A 22,893-nucleotide genomic window follows, 5' to 3' on the forward strand; every position below is an offset into this window, starting at 1 on the left:
CTCTCCCCCACAGAGGGGAGAGGGTCGAGGAGAGCCTACATCCCGTAGGCGACAGACCGCGTGTTGCTACGCTTGAGGTTGCGGTAGCGCGCCATGGCCCAGAGCGGGAAGAATTTCGGATAGCCATGGTAGCGCAGGTAGAACACCCGCGGGAACCCGGTCGCCGTATAGCGCTCCTCCGACCAGAACCCGTCCGCGCCCTGCGTCCGTGTCAGGTAGTTGATGCCGCGCGTCACCGCCGGATCGTCGGCCTCGCCCGCCGCCATCAGGGCGAGGAGAGCCCAGGCGGTCTGGGACGCGGTGGAATAACCGGGCTCGAAGGCCGGATCGATCTTGTACGACGAGGCATCCTCGCCCCAGCCGCCATCGGGGTTCTGGATGCGGATCAACCAGGACACCGACTTGCGGATCTCCGGCGAGGCCGAATCGACGCCGGCGGCATTGAGCGCGCAGAGCACCGACCAGGTGCCATAGATGAAGTTCATCCCCCAGCGCCCGTACCAGGAGCCATCCTCCTCCTGATCGTCGAGGAGGTATTTCACGCCGCGATCGAGGCCCTTCGAGGTCTCCCGGGTCTCGCCGAGCTGCGACAGCATCGAGACGACGCGGGCCGTGACGTCGGCGGTCGGCGGGTCGAGGAGGGCACCGTGATCCGAGAACGGGATGTTGTTGAGGTAATGATGGTTGTTGTCGGCGTCGAACGCCGCCCAGCCGCCGTCGCTCGATTGCAGGCCCTCGACCCATTCCCGCGCGCGGGCGATGGAGACGGCATAATCCGGTACGTCGGCGACGAGACCGTGCTGGCGCATCGCCCGGTCCATCGCCATCACCACCACGGCGGTGTCGTCGAGATCGGGGAAATGTGGGTTGGCGTATTGGAACGCCCAGCCGCCGGGGCGGACATTGGGACGGCCGGCCGCCCAGTCGCCCTTGATGTCGAGCACTTGGAGCGGACGCAGCCAATCGAGCCCGCGCCGGGCCTGGTGCTCGGCATCGGAGCCGCCGGCCTCGAGCAGCGCGTGACCGGCCAGGGCCGTATCCCAAACCGGCGAGAGGCAGGGCTGGACATAGGCCTCGTGCTCCTTGACGACGACCAGCTTCTCGACCGCCTCGCAGGCGATCAGCACCTGCGGGTGATCGGCCGGATAGCCGAGCACTTCGTACATGAGCACGGTGTTGACCATGGCCGGGAAGATGGCGCCGAGGCCGTCCTCGCCGTTGAGGCGCTCGCTCGTCCAGGCCACGGCCTTGTCGATGCCGCGCTGGCGGCGCTTCTTCGGGAAGTAATCCTGCGTGACCTGCAGCAGCCGGTCGATGGCGCCGAAGATCGGGGTCCAGGGCCAGGTCGCATGCGGGCTGCCCGGCCAGGAGCGCACATGCTCCGGCGGCGTCACGAACAATTCGGGAATGCCGAGACCGAGCGGGTTCTTGGCGAGGGGCTTCTTCGCCTGCAGCACCAGCAGGGGCACGATCACGCAGCGTGCCCAATAGGAGATCTTGTCGAGGTGGAAGGGAAACCACTTCGGCAGATGCATGATCTCGACGGGCATCACCGGCACGGCGCGCCAGGGCACCTCGCCGAACAGAGCCAGCAGGAACCGGGTGAACACGTTGGAATTGGCGGCACCGCCACGCGAGAGGATCGCCTCGCGGGCGCGACGCATGTGGGGAGCCTCGATCGAGTCGCCGACGAATTTCAGCGCGTAATAGGCTTTCACACTGGCGCTCATGTCGAACGGCCCGTCATGGACCAGCGACCACCCGCCATGCTTTCCTTGCGTCCGGCGCAGGTAATTGCCGATCTTGGCCATCAGTTCGGGCGGAATGGTCGTCGCCCGGAACTGGTGGAACATGATGTATTCGGAGGGGATCGTCGCATCCGCTTCGAGTTCGAAACAGAGATGCCCGTCCGCATGGACGAGATTCGTCAGGGCCTGTGTCGCCCGCATGACTCCATGCTCGACGTCGTCCAGGGAAATCTCCTGGGTCTTGGGACGCTGGAGCGTCTCGACCTTCTTGAATGCCTCTCGCATCATCCTCGCCTCAGTGCCGCCTGACGCGGCCCCTTCCTCACGCCGCGCCGCGCGTCACAGCTTCACGGCGCGCAGGCGCGCCTTTAAGGAGCGCTTGCGCGGCCGTCGTTCCCGAACGGATCGCTCCCTCTATCGTCGATGGCAGGCCGGTCGCGGTCCAGTCGCCCGCCAGGACGAGATTGTCGTGGGCCGTCACGGCACTCGCGCGCCGCGCGGCCTCTTCGGGCGTCGCCGCGAAGGTCGCCCGTTTCTCCTTGACGATCTGCCAGCTTGGCAGTTCCGGTGCAAGTCCGGTCAAAGTCGAGATCTCGGCCCAGATCTGCTTCGCCAAGTCTTCCCGCGGCATATCCAGCAGGCGATCGGCACCGCTGATGGTGACCGACAGTCGATCCGGATAGGCGAATAGCCATTCCGTCAAACCGTTCACCACACCGAGCAATAACGGCGAGCCCTGTGGAGGAAGGATCGCGAAATGAGCATTGACGATGGAGCGGTAGGATTGCGGAGCCGAAAGTCCTGGGATCAGGTCGGTCGCGACCCAGGGCGGCAGGGCCAGCACCACCGAATCATCGGGACCGAGCGTCACCGATTCGTCGTTGAACAAGAGGGTATCGACCCGACCCGCATCGGCGCCGAGGCCGCGCAGGCGACGACCGAAGCGCATCTCGGCGCCGTGCTTGGCCAGATACGACAAGGCGGGATCGACGAAGGCGACCGAAAGGCCGCCGACGGCGATGAGGGGCCGACAAGCGGCGCCGCCCGCGCCCAGGGTTTCGCGCAGGATCGTGGCGGCGAGCCCGACATCGCTTTCCTGCGGATCGGTGTTCAGGGCGGCGAGCAGCACCGGATGCCAGAGGCGCTCGTAGAGCGGCCCGGAACATTCCATGCGCTCGCCGATCGTGCCCGCACGGCCCGGCGCCTTGCCCGAGGCGGCCCGGAGGATGCTCAGGGGCGCGAGATAATCCATCGCCCGGCTGCCCGGCACCCGCCGCGACGCCTGCAGCACCCACCACGGCACCCGCCCGGCATTCGGCCGAAGGGTCCAGCGCTCACCGGTCTTCAGGTCGGCGAAGGGGAATTCAGCCTCGTCCGGCCCGGTCAGGGCATCGGCGGGGGCGCCCACCAGCTTCAGGAAGTCGAGGGACGAACGGTTGCCCGACAGCAACAGGTGGTTGCCGTTGTCGATGGTCAGGCCGAGCGTCGAATCATAGTAGGAGCGGCAGCGCCCGCCGGCCTGCTTGGCCGCTTCATGGACGACCACGCGCCGACCGCGCTCGGCGAGGGACACCGCCGCGGACAGGCCCGCGAGCCCGGCACCGACGACATGGACCGTTCCGGTCTGCATTTGCGTCATCATACAATCCCGTGGCGCAGCGCGACGCCGAGCAGGGCCAGCTTCGAGGGCTTCACGCGAGCGCGCGGCATGGTCCAGCCCCGCGTCAGCACCGCGTCGAGATAAAGGCGGTAGGCGGCCGCCATCAGGCGGGGAGCCTTGGTTTCCTTGCGCGGATTGCGGTCGATGATCGTCCAAGTGTCGCGGTAATGGGCTTCGGCCTCCCTGGCCACGGCGATGCAGACCTCGCCGATGCGCGGATGAGCGATGGCGGCCTGGGGCGTCGGATCGGTGAGGCCGATTGCGGCGAGCTTCTCGCGCGGCAGGTAAAGACGGCCGCGCTCGGCATCCTCGTCGATGTCGCGCAGGATGTTGGTGAGCTGCAGCGCGCGGCCCTGGTGATGGGCGAGGCGGATGCCATCGGCCTCGGGCAGGCCGAAGATGCGCACGGACAGTCGCCCGACCGCGCTGGCGACCCGGTCGCAATAGAGATCGAGGGTCGCCTCGTCGGGAGCGACGATGTCCTCGAACGCATCCATCGCCATGCCGTCGATGACCGCCTGGAAATCCTCGCGGAGCAATCCGTAGCGGCGGATGGGTACCACGAGGTCGCGCACGCGCGGAGCCGGTTTTCCGGCATAAAGAGCATCGATATCGGCGCGCCAGCGGTCGAGTTCAGCCGCGCGGACGGGCGCCGGTCCACCATCGTCGGCGACGTCGTCCACCGAACGGCAGAAGGCGTAGACCGCGTACATCGCCTCCCGGCGATCCTTCGGCAGCAGCCGCATGGCGGTGTAGAACGAAGACCCGGCGGCCGGCAGGGCGGCGTCCTGCGCCATCGCGGGTTCCTGGGCGGGTGATGCGGTGGCGCTCATGACTGCGCTCCCTGGCTCGCGACGCGCGTGGACTGTCGGCGCAGGATGCGCGAACGGAACGGACGCCGCGCCAGGGTCGAGGCGATTCCGCCCAGAGCCGTCAGGGCAAAGCCTGCCTTGCCGTGATGGACCTTCTCGGAGAGCGGGTCGCGCGTGAGCAGCCCCTTCGTGAGCACCACGGCGAGACGGTGGATCGCCGCGATCTCGAGGCTCAGGCGCAGGTCGTCGATCAGATCGGGCAGCACCGCGCCCTCGTCGAGGAGGACCATGGTCCGCTCGGCGAGTTCATGGATGACCGCACGCAGGGCAGGGGAGGCCTTGTCGGCGGCAAGCGCTTGCACGGAGACCCCGTGGCGCTCCAGCACGTCCCGCGGCAGGTAGACCCGGTCATTGCGGCGATAGTCCTTCGCGCAATCCTGCAGGTGGTTGATGATCTGGAGCGCGGCACAGATCGCATCCGACGGCCCCCAGACCACGGCCGGGTCCTCGCCATGGACGTCGAGGACGAAGCGGCCCACGGGCATGGCCGAGAGACGGCAATAGGCGATGAGGTCGTCCCAATCCTCATATCGGTTCTTCCGCGCGTCGAGGCGGAAGGCGTCGAGGAGTTCGAGGGCATGCGTCGCCGGAAGGCCGCGCGCGGCGAGTTCCCGCTTCAGCGGCTCCGCCTCGCGGTCGGAGGGCCCCTTGCCGGTCAGGGCATCGGCGAGTTCGTCGAGAAGCTCAACCTTGCGCTCGGGCGACAGCTCGGCATGGTCGGCGACGTCGTCGCCCGCACGCACGAAATCGTAGAAAGCCAGGATCGCGCCGCGATTCTTCGGATGGATCAGGTGGGAGGCGACGGGAAAGTTCTCGTCCTTGTGCCCCTTGCCCGAACGCGCGTCCGTCGCGCTGTCGAGGGTTGCGGTCACTTCAAATACCCCGATTGGCGGAACCAGCCGAGCGCATCCGACAGCCCCTCACGGTAGGGCCGCGCGGAATAGCCGAGCTCGGCCCGTGCCTTGGCATCGGTGAAGAACATGCGGTAGCGGGACATCTTGATGCCGTCGATGGTCGCGAAGGGCGTCTTGCCGGTGATCCGGGCCATCTGTTCGGAGATGAACGCGATCGGGTAGACTACGGCGCGCGGCAGGTTGATGGTCGGCGCCTTGCGGCCGACCATGCCGGCGATGTCGGCGAGCATCTGCGACAGAAGCACGTTCTCGCCGCCCAGGATGTAGCGCTCGCCGGTGCGGCCATGGCGCAGGGCCAGGAGATGGCCGTGGGCGACGTCGTCCACATGGGCGAGGTTGAGGCCGGTATCGACGAAGGCAGGCATCCGCCCGAGGGCCGCCTCGACGATGATCCGCCCGGTGGGGGTCGGCTTGACGTCGCGGGGGCCGATGGGCGTCGACGGGTTGACGATGACCACGGGCAGGCCGTTACGCGCCGCCATCTCCTCGACCACGCGCTCGGAGACGACCTTGCTGCGCTTGTAGGCGCCGATGGCCGTGCCGGGGGTGAGAGGACGCGTTTCGTCGGCGGGCGTGGCGTCGTCATGCGGCTTGATGGTGGCGACGCTGGATGTGTAGACGATCCGCTCGATCCCCGCCCTCAGCGCCTCCTCCATGAGGATGATGGCGCCGTCGCGGTTGGTGCGGACGATCTCTTCCGGGTCCGGCGCCCAGAGCCGGTAATCAGCGGCGGCGTGGACGAGGTAGCGCTGGCCAGCGAGAGCGGCGGCGACCGACGCGCGATCGCGCATGTCGCCCTCGACGATCTCGACGTCGTTCCAGACGAGGTTGGTGCGCGGGGAGGAGGCCCGCACCATGATCCGCACGGAGAAGCCGGCCTTGCGGAACACGTCCACGAGGGCGGCACCGAGGAACCCACTCGCTCCGGTGATGAGAACCGGGCCGGCTTCGTAACGGTTCTCTTTGAACCTGCCGGAGGAGGTGGCCTCTGTCATTTCTCTCGTAGGGTCAGGGGATTGCACAGGAAGACGCGCCGGTGCGAACCGGCATTATGCCCGGTCTTTTCTCATCGATGGGCGAGGCGAACAAGCGCAGCGCGGCCACACACGGAGACTTCCGTGCGCGGCCACACGCCAGGGGCCGGAGGTCAGGCGAGACGCAGACGTCCGGCCTTCTGCTCGGGCAGGGTGGCCTGAACGGTGCGGACGATGCTGTCGGCGTCGAGGCCGGCCTCGGCGTACATGGTGTCGGGGCTGTTGTGGTCCTGGTAGGTGTCCGGCAGCGTCAGCGTCCGCACCCGTACCCGGCCCGCATCGAGCGCGCCCTTCTCCGACAGGAGATGCAGCACCATAGCCCCGAAACCGCCCACCGACCCCTCTTCCAGGGTGATCAGAACCTCGTGGCTCGCCGCCAGATCGAGGATCATCGCCTCGTCGAGCGGCTTGGCGAAGCGCGCATCCGCCACCGTCACGGCGATCCCCGCCGTCTCCAGCAGGTCGGCCGCCTTCAAGGCTTCGCCCAGACGGGTGCCCAGGCTCAACAGCGCCACCCGTGCGCCCTCGGGACGCCGCACGATCCGGCCCTTGCCGATCGGCAGCGGCACGCCGCGCTCGGGCAGGTCGACACCGACCCCCTCGCCGCGCGGATAGCGCAGCGCGATCGGGCCGCTGTCATGGGCATGCTGGGTCGCCACCATGTGGACCAGCTCGGCCTCGTCGGAGGCCGCCATCACCGTCATGTTCGGCAGGCAGCAGAGATAGGCGAGATCGAACGCGCCTGCATGAGTCGCCCCGTCCGCACCCACCAGACCCGCCCGGTCGAGGCAGAACCGCACGGGCAGGTTCTGCAAAGCCACATCGTGCACGACCTGATCGTAGGCCCGCTGCAGGAAGGTCGAGTAGATCGCCACGAACGGCTTGTAGCCCTCCGTCGCCAGACCGCCGGCGAACGTCACCGCATGCTGCTCGGCGATGCCCACATCGAAGGTCCGGTCCGGATGCGCCTTGCCGAACAGGTCGATCCCGGTGCCGCCCGGCATCGCCGCGGTGATCGCCACCACCTTGTCGTCGGCATCCGCCGCCTTGATCAGGCTCTCGCCGAAGACCCGCGTATAGGCCGGCGCGTTCGGCTTGGCCTTGGCCTGGACGCCCGACAGGACGTCGAACTTCACCACGCCATGATAGCGGTCGGCCGACGCCTCGGCCGGGGCGTAGCCCTTGCCCTTCTGGGTCACGACATGGAGCAGGATCGGGCCCTGGTCCGAATCGCGCACGTTCTTCAGGATCGGCAGGAGATGGTCGAGGTTGTGCCCGTCGACCGGGCCGACATAGTGGAAGCCCATCTCCTCGAACATCGTGCCGCCGCCCACCACCAGCGAGCGGGCGTATTCCTCCGCCGCCGCGGCGCGCTGGTAGATCGCCTTCGGCAGCAGCTTGCCGAGTTGCTTGGCCGTCTCGCGCAGGCCGCGATAGGTCCCGCCCGAGGCCAGGCGCGCGAAATAGGCCGACATCGCCCCCACCGGCGGGGCGATCGACATGTCGTTGTCGTTCAGGATCACGATCAGCCGCGAATGCAGCGCGCCGGCATTGTTCATCGCCTCGTAGGCCATGCCCGCCGACATCGAGCCGTCGCCGATCACCGCCACCATGTTGCGGCGCTTCGGAGCGGGCTGGCCCTTGGCCTTGGCGGTCGACTCGTCGAGATCGCGGCCCACCGCCATGCCGAGCGCCGCCGAGATCGAGGTCGAGGAATGCGCCGCCCCGAACGGGTCGTAGACACTCTCCGACCGCTTGGTGAAGCCCGACAGCCCGCCCGGCTGACGCAGCGTCCGGATCCGGTCCCGCCGCCCCGTCAGGATCTTGTGCGGGTAGGCCTGGTGCCCGACATCCCACACGATCCGGTCGTCGGGCGTGTCGAACACGTGATGCAGCGCCACCGTCAGCTCGACCACGCCGAGCCCCGACCCGAGGTGACCGCCCGTCACCGACACCGCGTCGATCATCTCCAGACGCACAGCGTCCGCCACCGCCTGAAGCTGGCTCTCGGGAAGCGCGCGAAGAGCAGACGTCTCGTCAAGCCCGTCGAGGATCGAGGTTTCTATCCGTGACAATGGCTCACTCACTTCTTTGAATCAGGTAACCGATCGACAGTGCGCCCCACCTGCCGCTATCGGCTTCGGGCGAGACATCCGTCGATCCTGGCTTTGGCGACTTTCATGCAGCGTGGCCGCCGTGACCAACGCGCATTATAACGCTACCGTCGGTCAATGCCACGTCGCCATATCGAGTCTTCTGGCCGTGCCCCACGCATTTGGTGCCTGGAACGGCCGAAGGAGGTAAGGATTTGTGGCTGATCGATCAATGTCGAAGATTGGCTTTTCGCACGGCGATGACTTCACGGCGAGCCGGAATGACCTTTTGTCGACCCCTGTCCGCGATAGTGCTCTTGGGCCTTTCTGCCTGTGTGACGCTTTGTCCTGAACCATCGGTGGCGTCTCCCCGGTCCGGCCAGGGCGTCTGGGACGGCGTCCCGGCGCCGGTCTTCGAATTCAGGCTCCCGTGCGACAGGCTGGATGGGTGCAGCCATCCCGGCGCGTCGCAGCAGCCCGACCGGCGGGTCCACCCCTTCGAGGGAACGCTCGGCCGGCCCTGTGGCTATCGCTGGCGTCCGACCCCCTCCGGCACGCGCAAGGTCCGGGTCTGCTATTGAGGGTCATCCTTCCGGAAGCCGCCTCGCCGAGGGTGCGCCTCAGGCGGTTGCCACATGGGGCGGCGTTCCTGTTCGTCGGAATGTTGGTTTCGGCGGAGGAGAGCCGGGCGGGCGTCGCCTGCCCATCCCTGTTCGCTCGCGGACGGGTACCGGTGATCGTCAACCGTAAGCTCGCCGCGGAGACGACGAGCCTCTGCTACGAGGCTTTCGCGGTGCTGCATTCGGGCGTGTCGCGCACCCCCGTCTACGCCTCCGAACATCTGACGCAGGCGAGCGTCGCTGCGGCGCGCATCGTCGATCGGACCGATTCCTTCCACGAGGAAGACCGACTGCCGGTGGCTAGCCGCGCCCGGCTCGACGATTATGTCCGTAGCGGCTTCGACCGGGGCCATATGGCGCCTGCCGGGGACATGCCGAGTGAGTCGGCGCAAGCCGAATCCTTCACGCTGGCCAATGTAGTTCCCCAGGACCGTGCCCTGAACCGGGGCCTGTGGGCTGCGATCGAGGAGAGCGTCCGACGCCTCGCTGTGGCGCGGGGGCAGCTCTTCGTCGTCACCGGGACGATCTATGCGGGCACGAGCATCGACTCTCTCGACGGGCGTGTCCTGGTGCCGACGTCACTGTTCAAGGCAGTGTACGATCCGGCCCGCGGCGAGGCGGCGGCTTATCTCGTGCCGAACCGTGCCGATGCGGACTGGCGGTCGATCCCGCTCGACGAGTTGACGACACTCTCGGGGATCGACGTCTTTCCCGGGCTCGTCGCTTCCATGATGCACCTGCCCGAACCGCGCACCTATTCCCGGGGCGACACGGCGGGTGGGCGACCGAAAGGGCGCACGCGCGATGAGCCGAGCTTCGAGGAATGGGCCCTTGCAACCCTCGAGCGGATCGCGCGGCGTGTGCTTCGCGAGTTTCTGAAGTCGATCTTCTGAACGCTCGAACGAGACGAGAGGCGGACATGACGAAGCCGGATGAGACGAGGGCGGCGGAGACCGGACCGCCCACGATGAGAGCGGAACCTGACGCCTTCACGCCCTTCGCGGATGACGCCACGGTCGAGACCATCGGCGGCCTCTCGGTGGAGAACGGCACCCTGGCGATCGCCCTTCACGGCAGCCTCGACCTCTCACGGGACAAAGCGGGGCTGGAACGGGCGCGCAGGCTCAGAACCATTGCAGAGGAGATCGTCGCCGTGCTCGAAACGGCCGACCTGCCGGACGAGGTGGCACGAACGGCCTCGAACACGCGAAAAGTCGAGAACCCTTTCGCGTGAGCCGCTTCGGCGCAGCTTCGACCCCGCGCAGAAAGGGCTCTTCCGCTCCCCTTGCGGACCATACCCGTTCTTGCCGCTGACCCGCCGCCCTGGTAGGTCCAACCATTGTCCGACGCGCTGCGGTTTCAAGGATGGCACGACGCCGTTCGATGCCACCGCACGTGGGACGGACCGGGCAGACCAGAGCAACGCGCGCCGCCCTCATGGCGCGCGACCTCGGCGGCGAGCCCCATTCACGCCATTTCCGGCGGCCGATCAAGCGCCCAAGCGCCGCGCCGCCCAGCAATAGTCAAGGATACCGGACGCTCATGGCGCGCGAATTCATCTACCACATGAAGGGTCTGACCAAGACCTATACCGGCGGCAAGAAGATCCTCGATAACGTCAACCTGTCGTTCTATCCGGACGCCAAGATCGGCGTGCTCGGCATCAACGGCTCGGGCAAGTCGACCCTGCTCAAGATCATGGCCGGCATCGACACAGAATGGACCGGCGAGGGCTTCGTCGCCCAGGGCGCCCGCGTCGGCTACCTGCCGCAGGAGCCGCAGCTCGATCCCAACAAGTCGGTGCGCGAGAACGTGATGGAGGGCGTCGCCGAGAAGCAGGCGCTGCTCGACCGCTACAACGAACTCGCGATGAACTATTCCGAGGAGACGGCGGACGAGATGACCGCCCTCCAGGATCAGATCGAAGCCAAGGATCTGTGGGAGCTCGACTCAAAGGTCGATCAGGCCATGGAGGCCCTCGGCTGCCCCAGCGACGAGCAGCCGGTCGCCACCCTGTCGGGCGGCGAGCGCCGTCGCGTGGCGCTCTGCAAGCTGCTGCTCTGGGAGCCGGAACTGCTCCTCCTCGACGAGCCCACCAACCATCTCGACGCCGAGACGGTGAACTGGCTTGAAGGCCACCTGAAGCAATATCCCGGCGCGATCCTGATCGTGACCCACGATCGCTACTTCCTCGACAACGTCACCGGCTGGATCCTCGAACTCGACCGCACCCGCGGCTACCCCTACGAGGGCAACTACTCCGCCTGGTTGATTCAGAAGCAGAAGCGCCTCGCCCAGGAAGGCCGTGAGGATATGGCGCGCCAGCGCGCCATCAATCGCGAGCAGGAATGGATCTCGGCCTCGCCCAAGGCCCGCCAGTCGAAGTCGAAGGCCCGCATCACCCGCTACGAGGAGCTCGTGGCGAAGTCTCAGGACAAGATCGACGCTTCGGCCCAGATCGTCATCCCGATCGACGAGCGCCTCGGCAACAACGTCATCGAGTTCGAGCACCTCAACAAGGCGTTCGGCGACCGCCTGCTGATCGAGGACCTGTCGTTCAAATTGCCTCCCGGCGGTATCGTCGGCGTCATCGGGCCGAACGGCGCCGGCAAGACCACGTTGTTCAAGATGATCACCGGCCAGGAGAAGCCCGATGGCGGCACCATCTCCGTCGGCGAGACCGTGCATCTCGGCTATGTCGACCAGTCGCGCGACGCCCTCGATCCCGGCGCCACGGTCTGGCAGGAAGTCTCGGGCGGCAACGACATCATTTATTTCAACAAGCGCGAGATCAATTCCCGCGCCTATTGCGCGGCCTTCGCCTTCAAGGGCTCCGACCAGCAGAAGAAGGTCGGCACACTGTCGGGCGGCGAGCGCAACCGCGTGCATCTGGCCCGCACGCTCAAGGGCGGTGCCAACGTGCTGCTGCTCGACGAGCCCACCAACGATCTCGACATGGAGACCCTGCGGGCGCTGGAAGAGGCGTTGGAGGATTATGCCGGCTGCGCCGTCATCATCAGCCACGATCGCTGGTTCCTGAACCGCATCGCGACCCACATCCTCGCTTTCGAGGGCGAGAGCCATGTGGAATGGTTCGAGGGCAACTTCTCGGATTACGAAGAGGACAAGAAGCGTCGCCTCGGCGCCGATTCCCTCATGCCGAAGAAGATCAAGTACAAGAAGTTCTCGCGCTGACGACGCGGCCCGGTCCAAGACCGGGCCGATTTCGTATGTCCGGCCCTTGGCCGGGCGGGAGGCCGAGGCGACGATGCCGCACCTGATCGATCGGGTAGCGGCATTGTTCTTGCCAAGCCCTGCAGAACTCACCCCGGTCTTCACCTAAGACCGGCACGATGTCGGCAGGAGGCTCAGCGTTGAAGCAAAGATGATCGAAACGTTACCGATCTCGATGTCTTCAGCTTTTCGCCCCGTCGAACGAAATTTCTAAGGGCGCCGGTGCCGTATCGATGGAGATCGGCCGACGACCCTCGTTTCTACGTTAGGGTGTGGCTCGGGGGTCATAGGCGAGCCGTGGGAGAGGGGCTAATTTGACCTGAAGGTCAGCCCCCACGGACATCCTCATCATGATCGCGAAGCTTCTTCTCGCCGGCACCGCCTCCGTTCTTCTGGCCGGCGCCGCTTCGGCCGCGGATCTTCCGCGCCGCGCCGCTCCCCCGCCGGTCTTCTCGCCCGTCCCGGTCTTCACCTGGACCGGCTTCTATCTCGGCACCCACAGCTCCTACGCCTGGAGCGACGATCAGACGATCCGCACCACCGGCAACGAATTCAACACGCGCGAGAACGTGCGTCTGGACCGTCGCCCCGGCACGTTCCGTTCCGAGCAGGACGGTATCGGCAATGTCGGCGGCGGCATCGGCTACAACTATCAGCTGACCCCCGGTTCAGGCTTCGTCCTCGGCGTCAATGCCGACGTGACCTGGACCGACATCAGCAAGAGCTACGCCTATTTCGGCCCCAGCAGCACGGTTGGAGGCCCCCTCAATCCCGCTAACCTGCGCCAGCGCCTCGACTATCTCGGCACCGTCCAGGGCCGCATCGGCTACGCCTTCGACACGGTCCTCGTCTACGGCACCGGTGGCTTCGCCTACGGCAACGTCAATTACGGCGCCAACTTCTTCAACGGCGCCGGCGCTCTGGCCTATGCCGGCCGCTATAACGACATGGAGACCGGCTACGCTTATGGCGGCGGCATCGAGTGGGCGATCCCCACCGACAGCTTCCTCAACCGTTTCAACTTCATCGGCAGCTTCATCGGCGCCAGCGCCATCACGCTGAAGGCCGAGTACCTGCATTACGACCTCGGCAGCCGCAACGTCCTGGTGAACAACACCGGCCTCGGCGCTCCCTCCACCGGTTCCTACACCTCGCGCTTCAGCACCGAGGGCAACCTCATCAAGGCCGGCTTCAACTACAAGTTCGGCGGCCTCTGAGGTTCGACTCTGCCGGAGCGGTCTTCGCTTCGGCAGTAGAACGACGGCGAAAGCCATCAAACGGCCCGGTCCCCAGGACCGGGCCGTTTTCTCATGATATCAATCCGGCTGCTCCGGCCGGTGGGCGCATTCAAGTCGTCGCGTGCACGCTCAACGCGGCTCGCAGATCGGCGCCATCGACGAGCTTTCGGTTCTGTCTCGCGAGACCCGCCAGCAGCGCCCGGTCCGGGAACGGGCAGTAGGGCAGGGCCTCCGCCACCATGCCGTCGCCTAGGATACCTGCGGCGAGATCGTCGAGCACCCCATCGAGGAGGACGCGCCCCCTCTCATGCAGCAGGATCGCCGCGCGGGTGGCGGTGGTGCCGGACGGAAAGTCCGATGCTTCCTGGGCGAGGATCGCCCCCGCGTCGATTGCTGGCGTCAAGCGATGGATCGTGACGCCGAAGCCGGGAACCTCCTCTGCCAGCGCGTGGATCGTCGGCACCGGCCCACGATGGCGCGGCAGCAGGCCGGGATGGACGTTGATTCCTCCAAGCGGCGCCAATGCCAGGGTCGCGGCGGAAAAGATCTGGTCGAAATGGAACGCGACGATGAGGTCCGGCGCATGGGCCTCGAAGGCCTGGACCACATCCGATCCGTTGACGTCATCAATGCGGAGAGTCGGAATACCGAGCGTCCGGCACAATGCCTTGAGCGGCGTCGCCGTGGCCACATGTCCAGCCCCCGTCAAGCGCCGCAGCATTCCCGATGCCGGAGCCAGCAGATCGGGCAGGCCGAAATTCACCGCGAGATAGGGCAGGAATGCCGGGCCGGACCGGGCGAGGTGGCGCCGGACCTGGCCGGTGAGACCACCCGAGTTCGGACGCTCCGCATTCGAAAGCCCGACAAAGGCGATGTCGCCGGCATGGTCCTGCACGAACTGGCGGGCGGCACGGGCATTCGGCAACGCTTCGAGCACGAACAATGCGATGCGCGGGCGCGTCATCGCTTGCTACGCCCGACCTTGAACCGGAAACCGCGCATGGAGCGGCGTCGCAGGCTCTCCGGCAGCAAGGCCGATCCGCGTGCCAGGGAGGCGAGGGGCTCTGGGAAGGCGATAATGTCGAGGTCGCGGGCGAGGCCGCGCGCGATGCGGACAGCCGCCTCCTCGGCACTCATCTCCATCGGACGCCAGCCCTCGTAATCCCCACCCATTGTGGTTTTCACGTAACCGGGAGTCACCACGTTCATCCGGACGCCACGCGGACCGAGCTTGGCGCGCAGCGCCAATCCGTGGGCGAGCAAGGCCGCCTTGGTGCCGCTATAGGCCGGTGCGTCGGGCAAGGGCGCGAAGGCCGCGAGAGACGAGATCAGGGCGATCTGGCCGCTCCCGCGCGCCAGCATCAGGGTCACGCAGGGGAGGGCGACATTCAGTGCGCCGTTGAGATTGACGTCGACGGTCTCGAACGCCATCGCCTCGGTCTCGATATCCCCACCGGGATGGCCGCCGTTGATGCCGGCATTGACGATGACGAGATCGAGGGGCGTCACCGCGTGCGTCTCGCGTAGCCATTCGCCCACGGCCTGCCTGTCGCGCACGTCGATGGACCGGGTCGCCACGGTTGCGCCGAGGTCGCGGCACGCGGCGGCGACGGTATTCAGCCTGTCGATGCCACGCGCATTCAGAACGAGATGCGTGCCGGGCGCAGCGTAATGCCGGGCGAGAGCCGCGCCGATACCGCTCGACGCACCGGTGATGAGAATGACGGGCATGAGGCCTGTTCTAGAGCATCACCCTGGCAAGCGGGAACCCGTTCTCGGACAAGATGATGCCGTGCCGATATGAAGGCGCACCGTCCCCGGAATGAGTCGAAGCCCGGCGGCGCTCGGTCAGTAGACCGGCGCGAGTTCCGGCGTCGTCGTCGTGCGCTCGCGAATCACCCTCGCGGCGGCCAGGGCCGGTGCAGGCAGACGGGCTTCGAGGCGCGAGACGCTCCCCGCCACGGCTCGGTCGATCGACGGACGGGAGAAGAATCCGCCATTCACCTGGGTCCGATGCAAGACGACCCGACGAAAATCCGCGACCAGCTGCATGTCGGGAGCTTCCGGCTTCGTCCAGAAGCTGTCGAGCCCACCCTGATGCGTGAGGCCGGGTATGTTGTAGATCGCATCACCCGCGGCGACCGTCGGACGGCCGAGCTCCAGGGACAGCATCCCCACCGTGCTGTTCACCAGGACGACGCCTCGGCTGCCGGCGATGAGGTTCGGCAGGTCGCCGCCATCGATGAAATCCAGCCGGTCTTCCACGCCATGACGACGGGCGGAGTTCCTGGCGTGTTTGCGCCAATTGACCAGCCCGCTGTCGAGGGGGTGAAGCTTGATCAGTAGGCGCGCGGCGGTGCTGGCATGGGCGGCAAAGGACGCGATGGCCCGGTCCATGAACCCTTCGACCCCCAGAAAGGGCGAGTGGATGCGAATCTGGTAATCGCTGTCGAGCTGCAATGGCAGCAGGAAATACTCGTGCTTGCGCGCCAGATAGATTTCATTGAGTTCCCGCGCCTGGCGGCGTGTACTGGCCCGGCCAGCGAACTTCTTGATCCAACCGACATATTCCGCCGCGATATGAATCGGCCGGTGGCTGCGGAAATGCGGGAAGAAATAGGGAAAGCCGATATTGGCGACGTTGTAGGCCACATCCCACAGGCTGCGCCGGGCCATGTCACCGCTCGCCGGCATAGCGCGGCCGGCCAGCGGCAGGCGGCGGGCGATGGCGTGGATCTCGTCGGGACAGCGAGGCAGCGAGGAATGGCCGTTCACACCGCCGAGTTCGCACGTGACCCAGTTCGGCCGCAGATAGCCTTCCTCGAACACGTGGATACGGACGCCGAGGGGGCTTGCGGCCTCTCGCGCCGCGACGTGATAGGGCCGGCAATCGCCGAACAGGACGATATCGGTCACGCCGTGCTCGACGATATAGCCGGCGATATAGGCATCCCAGCCGTCGCGAGGGCCGCGATAATTGTCGGAGCCGAGGCGCCAGAACAGCCAGTCGCCCGATGAAAAGTTGATACGTCGAACCCGATGGCCGCGCTTGAGGAGCGCTTGGCCGAGATCCGCAAAGAAGGGCGAAGCGATCCCCTGCAGAAACAGGAAGGTCGCTGGCCTCTCGCGTGTCGTGTCTACGCGTGTCGGCAACATGCGGAAGTGCTTGCTCCTGCGCCCGGCGAGGGCGTGTCGAATGGGCACGTGAGAGCCCTGATCGCACGGATGGTGCATTGCGGCAATTGGGTAGCACGGGGTCCTTAACGGAATTCCTGGCCGCGTGATGTGTCTGCAACATGACGCGCTGGCGACGCCTTTGAGATCCCGAACTCGAACGCTCCGATTGCCCGTTCTCCCACGAGATCGCATCGCGTGACGGCGCGGATCGTCGTATGCCTGCGGCCCCGCATAACCGGATCCGCCATAACCATTGCCCGAGCTTTCGCCACCTTTCCCCCCGGCCGCCTCGTCGGTGCCCCGGCCGCTGCTTGCCACGAGCCGGCCGATTCGGGCTCTGCGAGCCGAGATCGAATCCGTGACCGGTCTCGCCTTCGCTCGAGCCTGGGCTCCGGGCGCCATCGGGGTGATCTGGGGACGGCGCGGGCTTGCCGGGCGGTGCCTGCAAATGGCGGGTCGCCGGCTCCTCACCGTCGAACCGGGGCCTCTGCTCAGCCCCTACGATTCTCCCGAAAGGGGTCTGTCCAGCCTGCGCCTCACCCTCGACGGAGTTCCGTTCGGTGGCGAGGCCGGGATCCACGCGTTCGACCCTTGGACTCGGCAGCCGATCACCCTCGACGAATGCCGCGATCGGGTGGCCTGGCTGGAGCGCCGGTTCCGCGACAACGATAGCCTCACCGTCCTCGTCGGCATCTCGCGCTGGAAGCGGCCGGCCCTCGATGTCTTCGTCGGCGGACCGGCGGGTAAGCCCGTTTACGCCATGAATGCCGAGGAGGCGGTGGCGAAGGCGAGGAGCAGGGGACAAGCCGGAAAGGCCCGCATCCTCGCCTGGGCGACGCGGATGCCGGCACATTTGCCGTCGCTCTGCGCGGAGCACGGTATTCCCCTGGCCCGGATCGAGGACGGATTCCTGCGGTCGGTGGGGCTTGGAGCGAGCCTACAGCCGGGCGCTTCTATCGTCGTGGATGACAGCGGCATCTATTACGACCCCCGCACCGAAAGCCGCCTCGCTCGCATCCTGAAGAACGAGGATTTCTCGCCCGAGCTCGTGGCCAGGGCCTCGCTCCTGCGCCGGCTCGTGGTGGAACGGCGCCTGACGAAATACAATGTCGGGCTCGCCGGAAATGCATCGGGGTGGCCCGAGGATCGGCGCATCGTGCTGGTGCCGGGGCAGGTCGAGGACGATGCCTCGGTGCGCCACGGCTCACCGCATGTCCGCTCGAATCTCGAACTCCTGCGCTCGGCCCGCAGCCGGAATCCGGGAGCATTTCTACTCTATAAACCGCATCCCGACGTGGAGGCCGGCTTCCGGCCGGGCGCGATCCCGGAGGCCGAGGTTCTGGCCCTGGCCGACAGGATCGTGGCGGGGCTCTCCATCGTCGACCTCCTCGACCGGGCGCACCATGTGGAGACGATGACCTCGCTTGCCGGATTCGAGGCGCTGATCCGAGGCTTGAGCGTGGCTGTCCATGGCCGGCCCTTCTATGCCGGCTGGGGGCTTACCGAGGATCTCGCACCGGGCGCCGACAGGGGGCGGCGGCTCGCCCTCGACGAACTCGTCGCAGGAGCGCTTCTCGTCTACCCGCTCTATCTCGATCCCGTGGCGATGAAGCCGTGCACGCCCGAGCAACTCCTCGAGCGGCTGAGCCAGAGCCGAGAGGCCGCTGCCCCCTCGAAGCTCGCCCTCAGTCGCAGGGCACAGACCGTCATGCGCCTACGCTACGCCGTTCTGAACCCCATCGTCCGCCTGATCCGGGCGCGGCGGGGGATCGGGCGAGGCGGCGACAAGTGATGACTCTGCTCGCAGCTCTCAGCTTGGCGTTGATCGGCTCCCTCGCCATCGAGGCGTGGGAAGGTGCGGGTCGGCGGCCAATCGGCAGACGCCCCAGCGAGCTGGCCGTACGACTTGGCGGCTATGCGCTCCTGACGATATTCTGGTTCTGCTTCTCCTGGCGCCCCTGGCTCGCGTCCTTTTCCTGCCTGCTCACCGTCGCGATCCTGGTCGTGGTCAGCCGGTTGAAGCAGGCGGTGATCGGCGAGCCGCTGGTCTTCAGCGATTTCGCCCTGTTGCGCCAGGTGCCTCGCCATCCGGACCTCTATTATACAAGACCGATCACCGACCCGCGCATGGCTGTACCCCTCGGGGCAAGCCTCGCCGTCGTCGCCCTGTGGTACTGGATCGAGCCTAGCGCGCTGCCTGAAGAGCCGAGCGTCGCCGTCGTCTCGCTTATCGGTCTGCCTTGCCTCCTGGTCGGATTGGCCTCCGGCCTCGCCACTGGAATGGCGGCGCCATGGCTCGCGACCCGGTTTCCCCGACCCGATCTCGACGCGGATTGCGCCCGCTACGGGCTGCCGGCGACGGTCATCGCCTATACCCTGCGCTGGACCAGCGACGTGCCGGCTCCCGAACCGGACGATACCGCTGTGCCCGGACCGGCCGCTCCGGCACCGGTCGTTGTCGTCGTCCAGCTCGAATCCTTCGTCGATCCAGCCCGGCTCGGCGGTCCGGATCTGCCATTGATGGAGACGATCCGCCACCGTGCCTCGCGCTATGGCCGGCTGACGGTCCCGGCCCACGGTGCCTACACGATGCGGACGGAGCACGCCCTCCTCACCGGACGAGAACCGGAAAGCCTCGGGTTCGGGCGCTACGATCCCTATCTCAGCGGCGGTGGCGACGAACCGACGAGCTTTGCCCGGCTTGCATCGGGGGCAGGGTACGCCACCGTGTTCGTGCATCCCTTCCACCGCGACTTCTTCCAGCGCGCCGAGGTGATGCGGCGGTTCGGTTTCACCCGGCTGGTGATGGAGGATGATTTCATCGGGGCCGCGAGAATCGGGCCCTATATCGCCGATGAGGCCGTCGCGGCCCGCATTCTGGCGGAGGTCGATGCGGTGCAAGAGCCCGTCTTCGTTTTCGCCGTGACCATGGAGAACCATGGGCCGTGGAAACGCGGGCGGCTAGACGGCATCACCGAGCCGCTGGACCAGTATCTCCACCACGTGGCCCATACCGGCCGGGCCGTCGAGACCTTGATCGAAGGTCTGGAAGGGCGCGATGCGATCCTGTGCGTCTATGGCGATCATGCCCCATCGCTGCCGACCTGCAGACCCGGCTTCGGCGATACAGCTACCGATTACGCGATCTTCGGCTTCGGAGCGTTCAGGGAAACGCCGCAGCGCATCGATATGAGCGCCGACGGACTCGGTCGTTTCCTCCGGTTCCGCATCGGGGAGCGCTCGGCAGACGAGGCCGGATCGGCTATCGCCTCACCATCGTACTGACACGAACGTGACCGACGCGAGACCGCGCATCGGTTCGACCATGCGATAGTAGAGCGATCGTTAAACGATCGAAGAGTTTTGACGCTATGAATGGTGGACCGTTCGGAAGGTCCGCTCTCGCACAGGCCCACGTGGCCAGCCAGCGAGACTGGAGATGACGGACGGTGCGTATCCGCCGACCCGACACGTGATCCGACAAGGCACTCGTCGCGGGGGCGGGTCTAGGAGAGTTCGATGTTTCCCAAAGCCACCCTGGCCATTGCCATCGCCGTCACGGTGTCCGGCTGCAACGCCTTCCTGCCCGCCGCCGGTCCGTCGACCTCGGCCGTGGTGGACGGCGCGGATCAGACGACGAGCGAGGGGACCTTCGCCCGCTACGAGTTCATCGACGTGAACGCCGCGGTGGTGGAGGCCTTGCGCGGACGCCCCCTCGACAGCCTGCTCTCCTCGTTCGGGGATGGACGCATGCCCTCGGAAGCGGTGATCGGCATTGGCGACGCCGTGGCCGTCTCGGTGTTCGAAGCCGGATCGGGTGGCCTCTATTCCGGACCGCTCACGGTCAACTCGATGTCCGCCGGCTCGAAGGCGGCGCAATTGCCCGAGCAGGTCGTCTCGCGCGATGGCGCGATCTCGGTCCCCTATGCCGGCCGGATCAAGGTCGCGGGGCGCCGCGCCCAGGACGTCCAGTCGCTGATCGAGACCGAGCTCGCCGGCAAGGCGATCCAGCCTCAGGTGATCGTCACCGTGAGCCGCCCGGTCTCGCAATCCGTCACGGTAGGCGGCGAGGCGGTGGGCGGTGCCCGCGTTCCGCTCGGCACCCAGGGCGATCGCATCCTCGACGTCATCGCCACCGCCGGTGGCGTGAGAGCCCCGGTCAGCGAAACCTTCGTGCGCCTGTCGCGCAACGGCAGGACGGCAACGGTGCCGCTGACGACCGTGGTCTCGAACCCCAAGGAAAACATCTACCTGCGCCCCAACGACAACCTCACCCTGGTGCGCGATCCCCAGACCTTCCTGGCCATCGGGGCCCTGGGCTCGTCGAATGAAATCCCGTTCCAGGCCGAGGGCATCACTTTGGCGCAGGCGCTGGCCAAGGCGCGCGGCCAGAGCGATACCGATGCCGACCCGACCGGCACGTTCCTGTTCCGCTTCGAGCCGGCGCCGGTGGTGCGTCGCCTGAAGCCCGGAAGCCCCCTTCTCGGTACGCCGCTCGTCCCTGTGGTCTATCGGTTCGACATGCGCGACCCGAACAGCCTGTTCCTCACCCAGGCCTTCCGCATGCGCAACCGCGATATGGTCTACGTCTCGAACGCGCCGTTCACCGAGATCAAGAAGATCCTCTCCGTCTTCGCCGCGGCGGCCCAGCCGATCACGACCGGCGCACGCGTGGGCGGAGCGTTCTGAGAAGGAGCGCAAGGGCTCCGGCAATCCCGTACGCCCATACCGACAGGAGACGGGGCGTCCGGCGTGAGCTTCGGACGGACGGCTTGGGCTCAGGGCCGCATGGCCATCAGCGTCATCTCATCGTCACGGCATCCCATCGGATGATGCCGTGACACGTGTCGGCCGAGCCGGTCGAATGACCTCAGGGCTTGCCGCGCTTGGCCATCAGCTGCTCGATGAGGGAGCCGCCCTTCTCGATCTCCGCGAGTTCCTCGGCCACTGCCGTCACGGTCTCGCGGATCTGCTCCGGCGTGTGTTCGGAGGTGATGAAGAAGCGCAGGCGCGAAGAGCGCTCGGGCACCGCCGGATGGATGATCGGCTGCACGTTGATGCCGCGCTTGTACAGGCGGTCCGACAAGGTGACCGATTTCAGCGAATCGCCGACGATGACGGGAATCACGGCGAGGCCGAGGCTCGTTCCGGTATCGAGCCCATGCTTCTTGGCGCATGACAGGAACAGGTGGCCGTTCTGGCGCAGTCGCTCGACCCGGTGCGGCTCGGCCTGCATCAGGGCAAGGGACGCCTCGGCGGCGGCGGCCAGCGGCGGGGACAGGCCGACGCTGTAGATGAAGCCCCCGGCGGTGCATTTGAGGTACTCGATCAGGGCCGCCGGGCCGGCGATGTAGCCGCCGCAGGACGACAGGGTCTTCGAGAGCGTGCCCATCCAGATATCGACGAGGTGCGAATCGACGTCGCAATGCTCAGCGAGCCCGGTTCCCGTACGGCCGAGGACGCCGAGCCCGTGGGCATCGTCCACCATCAGCCAGGCATCGTAGCGCTGTTTCAGGGCGACGAGGCCGGCGAGGTCCGGCGCATCCCCGTCCATGCTGTAGAGGCCTTCGACCACGATTAGTGCGCGGCGATGCTCGTGGCGCGTGGCGCCGAGCAGGGTCTCCAGGGCGTTGAGATCGTTATGGGCGAAGGAGCGACGCTGGGCTCCCGAAAGCTGGGCCCCGGTGACGATGCTGTTATGGCTCAGCGCATCGTGGAAGATCACGTCGCCGGGTTCCAGCAAGGCGCCGATCGTGGTGACGTTGGTGGCGTGGCCGCTCACCATCACGACGCAGGCTTCGGTCTCGTAATGGTCGGCCAGCGCCTGTTCGAGGCGGATATGGCCTGGGCGCTCGCCGGCGACGATCCGGCTCGCGGAGGCCGAGGTGCCGAACTCGTCGATGGCCCTGCGCGCCGCCTCGCTGACGTCGGGATGTCCGTTGAGCCCGAGATAATCGTAGGACGAGAAATTGACGAAGCCCTTGCCGGCGATACGCGTCGTGGCGCCCGCCCTGGTCTCGTGGACCCGGAAGAACGGGTTGCCGAGGCCGATCAGGTCGGCGGCCGAGCGCTGCAGCCGCAACTCGCGGTAGCCCGGCAGGGTCTCGAATTTCTGTACCGATGCGTCCGTGGCCTTCGCCTCGGGGCGGGGCGCGGCCTGCCGGTTGGCATTGCGGCCGAGCCGATTGGTGACGAAGCCCGCGAGCGCCGCGCGGCCGCCGTCGGGGCGGGCTGGATTACTCATGCGTGTTGAATCTTCCGATTGACCGATGCCGCCGAACGCGACCGGCCTTTCGGCCGGCC

At 66.8% G+C, this 22,893-nt stretch carries 17 protein-coding genes; 7 read left to right on the plus strand and 10 right to left on the minus strand.

Going from position 1 to position 22,893, the window contains the following annotated elements:
• Positions 1-35: 35 nt before the first annotated feature.
• The 6 genes from shc to dxs all read right to left on the minus strand — a co-directional run bounded on the left by shc (position 36) and on the right by dxs (position 8,303).
• Positions 36-2,033, minus strand: coding sequence for a squalene--hopene cyclase (gene shc / locus ACYQML_RS13520; protein WP_461235726.1), 1,998 nt, complete (start codon positions 2,031-2,033; stop codon positions 36-38).
• Between the two features lie 37 nt (positions 2,034-2,070).
• Complete coding sequence (gene hpnE / locus ACYQML_RS13525; protein ID WP_461233092.1) at positions 2,071-3,387, minus strand: hydroxysqualene dehydroxylase HpnE; 1,317 nt, start codon at positions 3,385-3,387, stop codon at positions 2,071-2,073.
• Positions 3,387-4,241, minus strand: coding sequence for a presqualene diphosphate synthase HpnD (gene hpnD, locus ACYQML_RS13530; protein ID WP_461233093.1), 855 nt, complete (start codon positions 4,239-4,241; stop codon positions 3,387-3,389). The genes hpnE and hpnD overlap by 1 nt, the downstream gene beginning before the upstream one ends.
• Positions 4,238-5,152 carry a squalene synthase HpnC gene (gene hpnC, locus ACYQML_RS13535; protein WP_461233095.1) on the minus strand — a complete coding sequence of 305 codons (915 nt, stop codon included), beginning with the start codon at positions 5,150-5,152 and terminating at the stop codon, positions 4,238-4,240. Before hpnC ends, hpnD begins: the two co-directional genes overlap by 4 nt.
• The gene (gene hpnA / locus ACYQML_RS13540; RefSeq protein ID WP_461233096.1) at positions 5,149-6,189 is read right to left on the minus strand and encodes a hopanoid-associated sugar epimerase; all 1,041 of its coding nucleotides are present in this window, start codon (positions 6,187-6,189) and stop codon (positions 5,149-5,151) included. The genes hpnC and hpnA overlap by 4 nt, the downstream gene beginning before the upstream one ends.
• 152 nt (positions 6,190-6,341) lie before the next feature.
• The gene (dxs, locus tag ACYQML_RS13545; protein ID WP_419952727.1) at positions 6,342-8,303 is read right to left on the minus strand and encodes a 1-deoxy-D-xylulose-5-phosphate synthase; all 1,962 of its coding nucleotides are present in this window, start codon (positions 8,301-8,303) and stop codon (positions 6,342-6,344) included.
• A gap of 679 nt (positions 8,304-8,982) precedes the next feature.
• Here dxs and ACYQML_RS13550 point away from each other — a divergent pair.
• From ACYQML_RS13550 to ACYQML_RS13565, 4 genes are all read left to right on the plus strand, one after another.
• On the plus strand, positions 8,983-9,834 hold the full coding sequence (locus ACYQML_RS13550; protein WP_461233097.1) for a DNA/RNA non-specific endonuclease: 852 nt from the start codon (positions 8,983-8,985) through the stop codon (positions 9,832-9,834).
• A 26-nt stretch (positions 9,835-9,860) separates the two neighbouring features.
• On the plus strand, positions 9,861-10,175 hold the full coding sequence (locus ACYQML_RS13555) for a hypothetical protein (protein ID WP_461233098.1): 315 nt from the start codon (positions 9,861-9,863) through the stop codon (positions 10,173-10,175).
• Positions 10,176-10,483: 308 nt separating this feature from the next.
• A complete protein-coding gene (gene ettA, locus ACYQML_RS13560) occupies positions 10,484-12,136 on the plus strand; it encodes an energy-dependent translational throttle protein EttA (RefSeq protein WP_056429151.1) in 1,653 nt (550 codons plus the stop codon).
• Between the two features lie 389 nt (positions 12,137-12,525).
• The gene (locus tag ACYQML_RS13565; protein WP_056429153.1) at positions 12,526-13,392 is read left to right on the plus strand and encodes an outer membrane protein; all 867 of its coding nucleotides are present in this window, start codon (positions 12,526-12,528) and stop codon (positions 13,390-13,392) included.
• 130 nt (positions 13,393-13,522) lie between these two features.
• On the opposite strand, the gene ACYQML_RS13570 is transcribed toward ACYQML_RS13565, so the two are convergent.
• From ACYQML_RS13570 to ACYQML_RS13580, 3 genes are all read right to left on the minus strand, one after another.
• A complete protein-coding gene (locus ACYQML_RS13570) occupies positions 13,523-14,377 on the minus strand; it encodes a formyltransferase family protein (RefSeq protein ID WP_461233099.1) in 855 nt (284 codons plus the stop codon).
• A complete protein-coding gene (locus ACYQML_RS13575) occupies positions 14,374-15,144 on the minus strand; it encodes an SDR family NAD(P)-dependent oxidoreductase (RefSeq protein WP_311274670.1) in 771 nt (256 codons plus the stop codon). The genes ACYQML_RS13570 and ACYQML_RS13575 overlap by 4 nt, the downstream gene beginning before the upstream one ends.
• A 117-nt stretch (positions 15,145-15,261) precedes the next feature.
• Positions 15,262-16,569: a capsule biosynthesis protein gene (locus ACYQML_RS13580; RefSeq protein WP_311274669.1), complete on the minus strand. Its 1,308-nt coding sequence runs from the start codon at positions 16,567-16,569 to the stop codon at positions 15,262-15,264.
• Between the two features lie 274 nt (positions 16,570-16,843).
• Between ACYQML_RS13580 and ACYQML_RS13585 the strand changes: the two genes are divergently transcribed.
• The 3 genes from ACYQML_RS13585 to ACYQML_RS13595 all read left to right on the plus strand — a co-directional run bounded on the left by ACYQML_RS13585 (position 16,844) and on the right by ACYQML_RS13595 (position 21,279).
• Positions 16,844-18,382, plus strand: coding sequence for a capsular polysaccharide export protein, LipB/KpsS family (locus ACYQML_RS13585; protein WP_461233100.1), 1,539 nt, complete (start codon positions 16,844-16,846; stop codon positions 18,380-18,382).
• Positions 18,382-19,875, plus strand: coding sequence for an LTA synthase family protein (locus ACYQML_RS13590; protein ID WP_461233101.1), 1,494 nt, complete (start codon positions 18,382-18,384; stop codon positions 19,873-19,875). Before ACYQML_RS13585 ends, ACYQML_RS13590 begins: the two co-directional genes overlap by 1 nt.
• Before the next feature lie 234 nt (positions 19,876-20,109).
• A complete protein-coding gene (locus ACYQML_RS13595; RefSeq protein ID WP_461233102.1) occupies positions 20,110-21,279 on the plus strand; it encodes a polysaccharide biosynthesis/export family protein in 1,170 nt (389 codons plus the stop codon).
• Between the two features lie 181 nt (positions 21,280-21,460).
• Here ACYQML_RS13595 and ACYQML_RS13600 read toward each other — a convergent pair whose 3' ends face one another.
• Positions 21,461-22,834, minus strand: coding sequence for an aminotransferase class I/II-fold pyridoxal phosphate-dependent enzyme (locus tag ACYQML_RS13600; RefSeq protein ID WP_461233103.1), 1,374 nt, complete (start codon positions 22,832-22,834; stop codon positions 21,461-21,463).
• Between the last annotated feature and the right edge of the window lie 59 nt (positions 22,835-22,893).

The organism is Methylobacterium sp. CM6244 (genome assembly GCF_054817885.1).

Coding starts and splice junctions, on each gene's coding strand:
- shc (WP_461235726.1), bottom strand. CDS start 2,033: ATGCGAGAGGCATTCAAGAAGGTCGAGACGCTCCAGCGTCCCAAGACC.
- hpnE (WP_461233092.1), bottom strand. CDS start 3,387: ATGACGCAAATGCAGACCGGAACGGTCCATGTCGTCGGTGCCGGGCTC.
- hpnD (WP_461233093.1), bottom strand. CDS start 4,241: ATGAGCGCCACCGCATCACCCGCCCAGGAACCCGCGATGGCGCAGGAC.
- hpnA (WP_461233096.1), bottom strand. CDS start 6,189: ATGACAGAGGCCACCTCCTCCGGCAGGTTCAAAGAGAACCGTTACGAA.
- ACYQML_RS13550 (WP_461233097.1), top strand. CDS start 8,983: ATGTTGGTTTCGGCGGAGGAGAGCCGGGCGGGCGTCGCCTGCCCATCC.
- ACYQML_RS13555 (WP_461233098.1), top strand. CDS start 9,861: ATGACGAAGCCGGATGAGACGAGGGCGGCGGAGACCGGACCGCCCACG.
- ettA (WP_056429151.1), top strand. CDS start 10,484: ATGGCGCGCGAATTCATCTACCACATGAAGGGTCTGACCAAGACCTAT.
- ACYQML_RS13565 (WP_056429153.1), top strand. CDS start 12,526: ATGATCGCGAAGCTTCTTCTCGCCGGCACCGCCTCCGTTCTTCTGGCC.
- ACYQML_RS13570 (WP_461233099.1), bottom strand. CDS start 14,377: ATGACGCGCCCGCGCATCGCATTGTTCGTGCTCGAAGCGTTGCCGAAT.
- ACYQML_RS13575 (WP_311274670.1), bottom strand. CDS start 15,144: ATGCCCGTCATTCTCATCACCGGTGCGTCGAGCGGTATCGGCGCGGCT.
- ACYQML_RS13580 (WP_311274669.1), bottom strand. CDS start 16,569: ATGTTGCCGACACGCGTAGACACGACACGCGAGAGGCCAGCGACCTTC.
- ACYQML_RS13590 (WP_461233101.1), top strand. CDS start 18,382: ATGACTCTGCTCGCAGCTCTCAGCTTGGCGTTGATCGGCTCCCTCGCC.
- ACYQML_RS13595 (WP_461233102.1), top strand. CDS start 20,110: ATGTTTCCCAAAGCCACCCTGGCCATTGCCATCGCCGTCACGGTGTCC.
- ACYQML_RS13600 (WP_461233103.1), bottom strand. CDS start 22,834: ATGAGTAATCCAGCCCGCCCCGACGGCGGCCGCGCGGCGCTCGCGGGC.